General features: G+C 57.9%; 6 protein-coding genes and 2 pseudogenes. 3 read left to right on the forward strand and 5 right to left on the reverse strand.

Annotated features, from left to right (window positions below):
• Window positions 1-7: 7 nt before the first annotated feature.
• On the reverse strand, window positions 8-4261 hold the full coding sequence (locus F1609_RS29900) for an RHS repeat-associated core domain-containing protein (RefSeq protein ID WP_167080877.1): 4254 nt from the start codon (window positions 4259-4261) through the stop codon (window positions 8-10).
• Between the two features lie 900 nt (window positions 4262-5161).
• Between F1609_RS29900 and F1609_RS29905 the strand changes: the two are divergent.
• Together F1609_RS29905 and F1609_RS29910 are read left to right on the forward strand one after the other, a co-directional pair.
• Window positions 5162-6496: pseudogene (locus tag F1609_RS29905) on the forward strand (ISL3 family transposase).
• Between the two features lie 10 nt (window positions 6497-6506).
• Window positions 6507-6713, forward strand: a pseudogene (locus tag F1609_RS29910) (IS4/Tn5 family transposase DNA-binding protein); the annotation flags it as partial.
• Window positions 6714-6950: 237 nt separating this feature from the next.
• Here F1609_RS29910 and F1609_RS29915 read toward each other — a convergent pair.
• From F1609_RS29915 to F1609_RS34905, 4 genes are all read right to left on the reverse strand, one after another.
• Window positions 6951-7700, reverse strand: a complete 750-nt coding sequence (locus tag F1609_RS29915) for a substrate-binding periplasmic protein (protein WP_229422140.1) — start codon at window positions 7698-7700, stop codon at window positions 6951-6953.
• Window positions 7701-7705: 5 nt separating this feature from the next.
• Window positions 7706-8863 (reverse strand): methyltransferase, encoded by a 1158-nt coding sequence (locus F1609_RS29920; protein ID WP_167080881.1) that lies wholly within the window; start codon window positions 8861-8863, stop codon window positions 7706-7708.
• 99 nt (window positions 8864-8962) lie between these two features.
• Window positions 8963-9811 carry a hypothetical protein gene (locus F1609_RS29925; RefSeq protein ID WP_167080883.1) on the reverse strand — a complete coding sequence of 283 codons (849 nt, stop codon included), beginning with the start codon at window positions 9809-9811 and terminating at the stop codon, window positions 8963-8965.
• Window positions 9812-9915: 104 nt separating this feature from the next.
• Window positions 9916-10128 (reverse strand): hypothetical protein, encoded by a 213-nt coding sequence (locus F1609_RS34905; protein ID WP_167080885.1) that lies wholly within the window; start codon window positions 10126-10128, stop codon window positions 9916-9918.
• Between the two features lie 125 nt (window positions 10129-10253).
• On the opposite strand from F1609_RS34905, the gene F1609_RS29935 reads away from it, so the two are divergent.
• Complete coding sequence (locus F1609_RS29935) at window positions 10254-10406, forward strand: hypothetical protein (RefSeq protein ID WP_167080887.1); 153 nt, start codon at window positions 10254-10256, stop codon at window positions 10404-10406.

A 10406-nucleotide genomic window follows, 5' to 3' on the forward strand; every position in this document is an offset into this window, starting at 1 on the left:
CTATTTCCTAATGGTTAGTTTTGTTTCCTGGTGGGCGCTGACCGTGTATGGCAGTGTAGTTCCTAATCTTCATGGTTTCCAGTGTACGCCATTCAGGCCTAGTCCCGCCTTGAAATTCCGTTATCATTTTCAGGCCGGCTGTTCCGGTATTACTCATGTAAGTTTGCGTATACCGTTTCGTAAAATCTTTAGTGATTCCGAACTTATACACATCCCCTTTCTCGCACCACACAAGCGCTACCGGATCTTTGAATCCTCTCTTCATCAAAGGATACAACCCCGCTTCCGCCGCTACAAGTGCGTACTGGCCACCGACTTTGGCAGCAGTGCCTGCCGCTTTTGTAGCAGACCCTACAGGCCCTGGAAGATCCGCGCCGGTAATGAGAGCGGCGCCAATGGTCGCACCGGCTAAGAACCCAAGCTGATTCTCAGCAACAAACATCAACGCGCCATAAACAAAGAACGGGACGATTAAGCCTTCGGGATCGGTGTAGCTAAGCGGGTTTCCCCCTACATATGCGTATGGATTCGTACCGCCAAGTAAGCCTATCGGGTCACTCTGGAGATATCGGCCCAACACAGGGTCGTAGTAGCGAATCCAGTTGTACCAGAGACCGGATTCAGCATCGTAATACTGGCCAGGAAACCCGACATTCATGGCGCCAATAGTGTCCGTCACGACTCGCCGGTCGAAAGCAGAATTTGCGGCGCGCCAGACCGGCGCCCCAGCCGCATTGGTCAGCACTTCCGGGCGACCGATCTGATCGTTATGGCTGGCGTAGAACTGCCCTCCGCGTGCAATGCCCAAGAGCTGTCCGCCAAGATATACGTACTGTGTATCAGTAGCTCCAATCTCCGCAATGAGTTCGCCGGAAGGTCCGAAAATTGACCTAGTTCCAACATTTCTGCTGATCTTCAAGGCGCGCTGGTTAAGCCCGTTGACACGGTAATCACCGACTTGTGCGTTATTAATCCACACACCGTTCATGCGGTTTAAGTTATCGTAGGTGTACCTATGGCTACCATCATGGCGGTTTTCAATGGTAGCATTGCCCACTGCATCGTATTCAAATCGACGCGATTGCCCACTGCCACCCCAGTTTTCCAGACGGTTCGTTCCGGCGTAAAGGCCGTAAGTATAATCGCCTTGACCTTCCCTGCTGTGTTTTACCCTATTGCCAACATTATCCCATCCGAAATATTGGTGGTCGCCCGGGCGCCCGACGGTCGAAATCCTGCCATGCTCATCGTAGCCATAGTCGGTCGTCAATTCAGGGTGCACTGCGTCAGAAACTTTTGATATCGTCGCGCCTGGGCTATAGTCGAAGTTCTGGGCATGCACACCTGGTGTATGAAGCTGGTCAAGGCGCCCATCCACATCGAATGTGCTAATGCGCGATTGCCCGTTACCAAAGCGCCAAGCGTAGATTGCATCAGTGGCAGGCTGATACAGGAAGGTATCAGCAAGCGTCGCCCACTTTCCTCCCAAATTGCTTCGGATTCTGGTCAGCCGGCCGGTCGCGTCGTAATCGTAATTTATGTTAAGGCCACTTGACCAAGCCATGCCGCTCACCCGCCCGCTGGTGTCGTAAGCCCATCGAGTTGTGAATTTTGTTCCGTATATGTCGTTATCTTGGCGAATCAGCTTGCCGGAAACTTCGTACGCCCACGCCGTGCGGCCAGTGGCATCGGTCATGCTCGTCAAGTGGCCCTTGCCCAAGTGTCCTTCATCGTAATTGAATGTTTCAGTCGTATCGCCGCTTTTCCGCGTTGTGCGGCGGTCCAGGTCGTCCCAATTGTAAGTAACGACCTTGCCGTTCGGTTGAGTTTCTTGGGTTAGGCGTCCAAGGTCGTCATAATTATCGTATGTAGTTGTCCCTCGATCCGGGCTATCGATGCGGATAACGTCACCAAAATTATTATAAGCATAATTGGTTCTTACTCCGCGAGGATCAATTAAGGCTTCTAACCGCCCAGCCCAGTCGTATTCCAGCCTGGTAATCGCACCATTCGCCGTGGTTTGCTTAATTAATCGATTCTGCGCATCATATTCGTAAAAAGTTCCCTTGCCATCACCACTGTAAGCCTCGACAAGATTACCGTTCGCATCATAGCGCCGATCTTCCCGCTCTCCCTTGCTATTTACTGTCTGATAGAGTCGATTTAGGGAGTCCAGCTTGAGTAGCTTGGTAAATTCGCCGCTTGCAGTCGCCACCGGTCCGTTGGGACCAGCAGAGGCCACCTGACGGGGCGCGACACGGGCTAACGAATTTGTAGCAACGTCAACCCTGGACTCGGCATAATTCTTCTGCGCGTCTCCTACGGCCTCAAGTTCGAGAGAATCAGTGTATCGATACCACGTAACTGTGCCGTCCGGATAGATAATAAGCGTAGGCAAACGCGCCTGGTTGTACCCGAACTTTGTAATGAGATTACCAGGCGCTGTAATTGTCGCGATGGTGCCGTCCGGATTATATGTATAATCGGTACGAAGCCCGTTGATATCAACGACCGATGTCGGCTGCCCTAGCCCCGTAAAGCCGCCATAAGTAACCGTTTGATTGAGTGGGTTCACAACTGAGCTGACTCTGCCGTAGTAGTCGTAGTTCACGATGGTCGAAACTCCCCGCCCGTTCAATATGTCCGCGGAAACGATCATCCCCAAGGTTCGGTTTGGATGAAAACCGTATCCGTATCGCGTGACTCTCTGTTTACCAGACTTCAGATCAGTGACTGTAGTCTCTGCAATACGGCCGTGCGCCGGACCACCGGAATGATAAGCATATTTAATGCTCGACTGACTATCACCTGCGGAATTCTTGTACACTGTTTCTACAAGTTTACCTTCCACCCAGGAGTGGTCTTCTCGGATTGCTTCCGAGGTATTTTCGGCAGTAATTTTCGAGCGCAAGTGTCCATCAACATTGTACTGGTACCATGTGGCAATTCCTTTCCAGTCGAATGTACGCGTGAGAGAACCAAATTGATCGTACTCGGTTCGGCTACTCGCACCTGCGCAAGTTGCTGATGCCGACCGATCTGCTCCGATAATCTTCCTTTCTGACACTTCTCCAACAGGCCCAAAAATGTATCGAGTCGTCTGTCCCTGTGCGTTACTGACCACTGTGTACTCATTTTGATTGTCTTTTGAATAGTTAAAGGTATCTACCTCTCGATTGCCAGCTAGCTGGCTAACGTGTACACGGCGGTCAGCGTGATAGGCGTAGCTGCTGTAGCGCCGGCCGCCAATCGAGATACCGGTTAGCAGAGTCGGATCGCCATGTTCGTAATGATATTCGCGGACCGAGCCACCCGGAACTGTGACTTTGATCAACATGCCATTACCATTATATTTATAGTCCCATATCGCTCCCGAGGTGTCCTGGACGGTCGCTACCTTATCCCCGGCCCAATTCAACTTAACCGATTGACCAGGCAGATTTTGTATCGCGACCAGCCGCGGGCCGTCGTAGATGAACTTTCGGACGAGCTCGCCGGACTCGTCACGGACATGTTGCAGTACACTATTTTGACTAAAAACGTATGTGAGTCCGTTTGTTACCAAGTCGATATTTTCTCTCGGTTTATAGACAATTTTGTTCAGTTCACCGCCGGACCCGGTAAAGTAGTAATATTCGTTGGGTCGTTTCCCTTCATGGACAATCGGACCAGGGCGCGAATAGTGGTACACGACCATCGTTCCGGTTTCTGTCACATGGGTGATGTTTTTAGGCACGCAGTCAAAGTCCGGTTTCTGCTTATGACAGGTTGAATTGACCAATTTTTGCGGGTCTAGAGACGAAAGCCAATTCTTTCCAAAAAGAGTACCTTGAGCATTCTGGCTTCGGTAAGTGCGCTGTAGCGATATGGCATAAATTCCTTCCGCTTCAAAATCCACCTCAGCTTTGGTTTTTTCGCCGGTCGCAAGCACGACGGGATTGGCTGTCGTCTTGCAGCTCTGCTCCGACTCCATGTTGGATTCATTCACTGCACCTGGCGCAGTTCGCAACGGCGTGCCTGAGTCGGACATGGTTGAGTAGCGACTCATATAGAATCCACCACGTAAGCCGTCAAAAATAAATCTCTGCGGTGTAGGTCTCTGCGCGCCGACATACACTTGAAGCACGCCGTCCGAATTAATCGTTCCTTGTAATGTCGCAGCGTGGTCCGGAGTCGCCGGTACTTCTTCGACAGCTAAGCCAACACTGTTCAATAGCACGAGCGGTATCAAAAAAAGCGCTTTAATGTTTATTTTTTTCATGATTGTCCAATTGGAAGGTTTGAAACGAACTATCTGAGAATGCGGCCGACCACTCCGACTCATATCGATTATCTAGTAGCCGAGGTCTAGGCGATTGATACTTATCAAATTTGAATTTGAGCGGTGGATAGTCTTCATCGCGCAGCTACGCGGCTCAAACTGCGCGACGCGGTATTGCCTTCCTATTGATAATGAAGTTTCGTTAATCATTAAAAATAATCTGTTTTTGTTGCGGCGTATGGCGCACACCATGCGCTATCCTCGCCGTCATTAATACTGAAAGCGCGAATGTTGAGGTCGGTAAAAAATGGGAATCGTTCGAGGAATTAATTAGCGGGCCCAGATGGGTTGCAAGAGAGGCGTCACAGCTATATTTTTAGATCAATACCTGTAAGCTTGATTAGCATATTTCTGTGTAATAGCGGATCTCGATATTGCACCAATGAACATAGGAATTATTTCATAAATGGCAATGGGAAAAGCAAATTTCTCATAACGCGCAAAGAACTGGATCTTTGGTCATTGCCCAGATTGCGAGGTATAAGCCATATCGTTATACACAACTCTGAACAGCTCAGCCGGTGCGTGAAAAATCGGTTCACATTCAAATACTTGCGTTGGCACTAAACTGGCCCAATGTCGTTTAGAGTGGAAGTTGACTTCGGCTACCATGTCGGCTACCGCTGTGAATGCCTGATGTCGTCGTGACCGGCCCGGAACAGGGTCAAGGGCGGGCCGCGCGAAGCGCGGCTCGGGGAAGCGAACCCTTGACGCTGTGCAGGGCCAATAAGCTCGGGCATCGCCGTCGACCTGGCATGCCGGGGCGATGGCCATGCAGACGCCCGGCGACGATGTACTCGTCCACAGTAATGACCGTTGTTTTGATGCGAGGAAGCCGCAATGAGTATTGGTGTTGAAGCTCTGTTCACGTCCGCCCTGGGGCTGAAGTCCCCATGGGAGGTGGTCAAGGTCGAGTTGGACACCGCCAAGCGGAGGATCGATTTCGAGGTGGCCTGCAACGCCAAGCAGCTGCCTTGCCTGGCCTGCGGCGTGAACGGGCAAGGCATTCACGACAGGGTCCGGCGCGACTGGCGCCATCTCGATTTCTTCCAGAACGAGGCATGGTTGCACGCCGACATGCCGCGCGTCGATTGCGGCGCTTGCGGCAAGACGACGACTGTGGAGGCACCCTGGGCGCGGCCGGGCAGCGGCTTCACGCTGCTGTTCGAGGCGCTCGCCTTGGCGCTGTGCCAATCCATGCCGGTCGCGCACGCCGCCAGCCTGTTGCGTGTCAACGCGAAGCAGTTGTGGCGCCGGATTGAACACTATGTCGGCGCGGCACGCGCCCAGGAGGACATGAACAGCGTCGCCGTGGTCGGCATCGACGACTTGAGTTTCAGACGTGGTCAGGACTATGTGACGCTGGTCCATGATCTGGAAGGCAAGCGCCCTGCTGTTCATGACCGAAGGCCGCAAACAGGGCACCGTCATCGACTTCAAGGCCGACGTGATCGCGCACGGCGGCGATCCTGACGACATCAAACACGTCTGCATGGACATGAGCGCCGCCTACACCAAGGGCGTGATAGAGATGCTGCCCAAGCCCAGATCAGCTTCGACCGATTTCATGTGATCGCCCTGGCTAACGAGGCGATGGATACCGTCAGGCGCGACGAGATGCGTGACCAGCCGCGCGTCGTGCGGGCAGCGATGGGAACGGACCGTAAAGGCACTCAAGGGCATGTTCTGGGGCATAAGCAAGGATCATGCCAACTGGAGCGTCGATCAGATCAACACGATGTACCGGCTGCAGCGTTTGAAGCTCAAGAGCGCGCGCGCGTGGTGCCTGAAGGAAGGGCTGCGCTCGACTTACGCCGCCGGCGTGACGAGCAACTGCCCGCAGCAGGCCGAGGCCGCCTTGACGAGCAGGATCTCACGACGCAGCCGGCTTGATCGTTTAAGAAACTCGCCACCACGCTCAAGGAGCGCCTGGCCGGCGCCGTGCGCGGCATGCTCGATGGGCGCAGCAACGCCTATGTCGAGGCGATGAATGGCATGCTCCAGCAGACCAAACGGGCCGCGCGCGGATTTCGCACCGTGAAGAACTTCATCGCCATCGCCTACTTTCGCATCTCCAAACTAATTAACTTGCCCATCAATCCGATGCAACCGGCCGCGCCGATCCGATCTACCATCTACCGCGCAGGGCGTCCATTTCCACTGAAAACGGCGTAGAGCCTGTAAACTGAGCTGGTTTGAGGTTTACTCTCGCCTTTTAAGTGATGCGTTGGCAACAGGATCGAGCCGCTGGACAGAGCAAGAATTCGCGGGTCTCGACTTGGGAGACGGTCGCATCGACGAGAGAGCGAAGATACTGATGGAACGACTTTCGGCAAATCCGACGGCCAGCATCCCGATGGCGTGCGGAAGCTGGAGTGAAACGTGCGCGGCTGCGGGCACCGCTTCCCATCGTGCAGATCCGCCCGCCGAATTTGTCGTTGAGAGACCTGAACGGGACGACTACGGATGCACTCCGGATAACTTGGATGGGAGGCCGGGGGATTTGTACGAAGCGATAGCGCATATCGTGCTATCGAAAATGAATTGATGACACGCCATGGCAGCGAGCGTGCGGTGGAGCCGCAAAGCGATCGAAATTGAAACGGTCGAGTTGCTATATGTTCGATGATCAGCGCACACCGTAGCGCGCGCGCAGCGCTTGCAGGGCGCCGCTTTTCTCCAGCCGCCCGATAGCCGCGTTGATGCGCGCCAGGTCGTCTTCAGTGGTACTGGCGCGGCTGAGCATCAGGTGCACCGGCGCCTGCTGCAGCACGAAAGGCAGCTGGCGCAGCGCCAGCCTTTGACGCTGCGCTTCGTACAGGATGGCGGCGCGGTCGCCCATGATCAGCGGTGCGCGGCCGGCGCCGAACATGCGCATGCCCTGCTCGAAGCTGCCGAATTCGTGCAGGCGCCCGCCGGCGCGCAGGCCGGGTGCGGCGTGTGCGAAGTCGGCGCCGTACCAGCCGACGCGCGGCGCCAGCACGGCCGCCTGGGCGCGCAGCACGGCCGGCATGCTGTTGATGCCTGCGTAGCGCGGATAGTCGCGCGCCAGCGCGAACAGCGCCACCGTCTCGTGGCGGTAGGCGTTGGAAAAGCGCGCGATGCGGCGCCGCTCGGGCGTGTCGGTGGCAGACAGCATCAGGTCGAATTCGCCGCGCTCGAACAGCAGTTGGCGCCGCACCGCCGGCAGCGGCGGGGCGGTGACCAGGGTGCAGCCGGCTTCCTTGAGGATGGCCTTGGCCATGTCCATATCGAGGCCGGTCTGGAGGTTCTCTTCGTTGGTAAACGAGTAGGGCGGCCACTCTTCGCTGACCATGTTCAGCGGACGGCTGCAGGCGAGCGCCGGCGCGCACGCGAGCAGGCCCGCTGCGGCAAACAACGCTCTTACAGTGCGCGCAGGCGCCATAGCGATGTCAGTTCGGCGGCGCGCGCGGCGTGCAGCGGGTCGGCAGCGTCGCTGGCGCGCGGATGGGTGGGCCGCACATCAATGCGTTCGATCACTTCAAGGCCGCCGGCCGCGATCAGCGCCAGCAACTGCTCGCGCGGACGCAGGCCAAGGTGCTCGGCCAGGTCGGACAGGATCAGCCAGCCCTCGCCGCCGGGCGCCAGGTGCGCCGCCAGGCCGTTCAGGAAGCCCTTGAGCATGCGGCTGTCCGGGTCGTACACCGCGTATTCGATCGAGGAACTCGGACGCCCCGGCAGCCATGGCGGATTGCACACCACCAGATTGGCGCGGCCGTCCGGGAACAGGTCGGCCTGCACCACCTCGACCGTGCCGGCCACGCCGAGGCGCTGCAGGTTTTCGCGCGCGCAGGACAGGGCGCGCGCATCCATGTCGGTCGCCACCACGCGTCCCACGCCGCGCTGCGCCAGCAAGGCCGCCAGCACGCCGGTGCCGGTGCCGATGTCGAACGCCAGCGCGCAGGCCGGTGGCAGCGGCGCGTCGGCCACCAGCGCCACGTACTCGCCGCGGATCGGCGAAAACACGCCATAGTGCGGGTGGATGCGGGCGTCGAGCGCGGGAATCTCGACCCCGTTCTTGCGCCACTCGTGGGCGCCGATCAGGCCAAGCAGTTCGCGCATCGACGCGACAAACGCTTCGTCGGCGCGCCCGTAGGCTTCGTTGCAGGCCTGCGTGACGTCCGGTGCGCGCCGCAGCGGCACCGTGTAGTCGGCCTCGAAGGGCAGCAGCAGCATGGCCAGGGTGCGGGCGCGCTGCGACTGGGCCTGGCGGTGCAGGTGGAAGGCTTCGGCCGGCGAGGCGGGCACCTTGGGCGCCCTGGCGCGCCCGCCCTTATGGTCGGCGCGCCGCGCCAGCGCCTGCAACAGCTGGCGCGCATTGTGGAAGTCGCCGCGCCAGAGCAGGGCGGTGCCTTCGCAGGCGAGGCGGTAGGCCACGTCGGCCGGGGTTTTGTCGTCGGCGATGACAACCTTTTTTGGCGGCGGCATGCCGCTCTCGGAGCGCCAGCGCGCGTTGCGCGGCTGGCCCTCTTCGGTCCAGTGGATGCGCGCCGGTGCGTCGGCAGTGTGTTCAGGGTGCATGGGGGCGATCGGTCAGTGGTGCAAAAAACAGGAAACGGCAAGCGCCCCGTGCAGGCACGGGGCGTCAATATCCCTATTATACGTGGGCGTGCGACGCTGTCAGGCGCTCGCCAGCATGCTGGCGGCCGCCGGCGCGCCACCGTAGGAGTTGGCCAGGGCCTTGTTGCGGTCGGGTAGCGGCAGCTCCGGCTGGTCGGCGCGCGGGCGCGGGGCCAGCAGGGCGGCGCGGTCGACCAGGCGCAACAGGCGCAGGCTGAGATCGCCGCCGCTTTCGCCGGCATTGCCGTTGACGTTGGACTGCAACTCGCGTCCAAGCAGCTTGAACAAGTCATCCAGGCTGCCGGGAAATTTCACCGGCGGCAGCGGTTTTCCGGTCAGCACCAGCACATCGGGGGAGTCGAGCCGGGCCGGGCGGCTGGCCGCGGCAGTCCCGGCCGCCGCTTCACTGGCGATGCTGGCCACGCTGGCACTGGCTTCGTAATTGACTTCCAGCTCGAAATCGAAAGTCTGGCCGTCGTTTGTCACCAACTGGCCGGTGCCGATGAAGCTGGCGGACTGGTTCAGGGAAAAGGCGCTGCTGCGCACGCTGCCGTTTTGCGTGGCGGCGTTTGATAATGCCGATTGCGCCTGCACCGCCACGGCGTCGAAACTGACCGTGGCGCCCTTGGCGGCGTCGCCGAACAACTTGCCCACGAAGGTGTCGAGAAATTTCTGCGCCACATCGACCGTGGAGCTGGCCAGGTTACCGACCCGGTTCATCATGCTCTGTGGCGACAAGCTGACGTTGTCGTTATACAGCGAGACGGGATCGACCACCGGCAAGCGCGGAGCAATATTGCCGCTCGCTGGCGTCAGCTGCGCGCCCACGGACCGTCCGCCACCCTGCGCAGCGGCGGGAAGGAGGGTCGTAGCAGGCGGACGGGCGCTCAGGGCGGACAGAAAAGACATGGCGGTCAGACAATAAAAACGTTGCGATACTGACCATAACGGCAGCCATGCCGATTACTTTAGTTATTTTTCTATTATTTTTTTATTGCCTTGAGGCATCTCAATCAATGGTGATGGGACCATTGCCCTTCTGGCGAAGCGAGATAGGATTGAACTGCGTCCTTGCTTCCTGTTGCATGGCGCCTCAGTTCACCGCAGGCGCACACGCCCTGGTAAGGCTGGATGTGGGAGCAGGCGGAAACTTTCTGGAGGAAGACTTTGACAGGTTTCTCGCACTTGACGCATTTGAAGGTCAGCACGCGGGCGGGTTTTGACATGGGAAAGATCCGGACGTAAAAAACGCGCATTTTATCATCGGGATGCGCAGCCGCAGTCAACTGCTGGCCTGGCGCGGCGTTAACCGAGCAGGCCCCCGGGCGAAGTGATCGAGACAGGAAGCAACATGAATACCGACAAGCAACCAAGCAAGGAAAGCGTGCGCCAGTGGCTGCGCACGCAGATCGCCCAGCGCCGCCCGCCGCCTGACGCGCAGGAAATCCGGCGCGAGCTGGGGTGGGAGCGGACCAAGGTGCAGTTGGCGAAAGTAAAACGCTAG

The sequence above is a fragment of the Massilia aquatica genome (assembly GCF_011682045.1).
GTDB lineage: Bacteria > Pseudomonadota > Gammaproteobacteria > Burkholderiales > Burkholderiaceae_D > Telluria_A > Telluria_A aquatica.

Excerpts from the sequence above, each read along its gene's own strand:
- F1609_RS29900 (WP_167080877.1), bottom strand. The coding sequence starts at position 4,261 with ATGAAAAAAATAAACATTAAAGCGCTTTTTTTGATACCGCTCGTGCTA.
- F1609_RS29920 (WP_167080881.1), bottom strand. The coding sequence starts at position 8,863 with ATGCACCCTGAACACACTGCCGACGCACCGGCGCGCATCCACTGGACC.
- F1609_RS29935 (WP_167080887.1), top strand. The coding sequence starts at position 10,254 with ATGAATACCGACAAGCAACCAAGCAAGGAAAGCGTGCGCCAGTGGCTG.
- F1609_RS34905 (WP_167080885.1), bottom strand. The coding sequence starts at position 10,128 with ATGTCAAAACCCGCCCGCGTGCTGACCTTCAAATGCGTCAAGTGCGAG.
- F1609_RS29925 (WP_167080883.1), bottom strand. The coding sequence starts at position 9,811 with ATGTCTTTTCTGTCCGCCCTGAGCGCCCGTCCGCCTGCTACGACCCTC.